This window comes from Halomonas sp. MES3-P3E, assembly GCF_002836035.1.
Classification (GTDB): Bacteria; Pseudomonadota; Gammaproteobacteria; order Pseudomonadales; family Halomonadaceae; genus Vreelandella; species Vreelandella arctica.
The window spans coordinates 1-643 of the sequence record NZ_PJBT01000128.1 but is presented as its reverse complement, the minus strand read 5'-3'; the positions used below and the strand labels follow the sequence as shown (position 1 = coordinate 643).

Below are 643 nucleotides of genomic sequence, written 5' to 3'. Positions count from 1 at the left end.
ACCTAAGGATGGCGTGACCATTCAGGATTCCCCAGCAGAGATTGGCATTGAGTTTGGTGGCATGATGCGTATCACCCAGTTTGAAGTGACAGGCCCGGACGGCTCTGTTCCTCTTGATGGTCAGCCAGGCAGTGAACAGGTCGAACGCTACTTCGTAAAACCAGGTGAAATTCTTTCGGCTGGGGACTACCAGGTACGCTGGCGCGGCCTATCGGATGACGGGCACATGATGACCGACGGTTTTAACTTCTCGGTCGAGCCCTGACCCATGGCCTGGTGGTTCTCCGTAAATAGCCTCGACGTCTGGACCGTCGCGATGATTCTCGTGGCGGCCGGGGTTTACCTCAGTGCCCTAGTCGCGACGGGAGCCGTGTTGTTTTGTCTAGCATTTCCCCAACTCCCTGAACATGACCGGAGGCACGTCGCCCGCATGGGTGTCCTTGCTGTCTGGGCCGGGATTATCCTGATTCTGTTCCAGTGGCCTTTAGAAGCTGGTTACCTTGGGGGCGGCAATATAGCGGCTGCAACCAACCCAATGCTACTCGGGATCGTGTTCGAGGGTGCGTCCGGGACCCGGCTGATACTGGTGGTAACTGGCTTGCTGTTGGTCCAGGCGATTCAGCTCAATAACTTAACACTCTCA

1 protein-coding gene and 1 pseudogene are annotated in these 643 nt (G+C 56.5%); both read left to right on the top strand.

Annotation, left to right across the window (positions count from 1 at the left end):
* A partial coding sequence (locus tag CXF87_RS12260) for a copper resistance CopC family protein (protein ID WP_101146794.1) occupies window positions 1-265 on the top strand: 265 nt, incomplete at its 5' end.
* A gap of 3 nt (window positions 266-268) precedes the next feature.
* Window positions 269-643: pseudogene (locus CXF87_RS22085) on the top strand (copper resistance protein CopD); the annotation flags it as partial.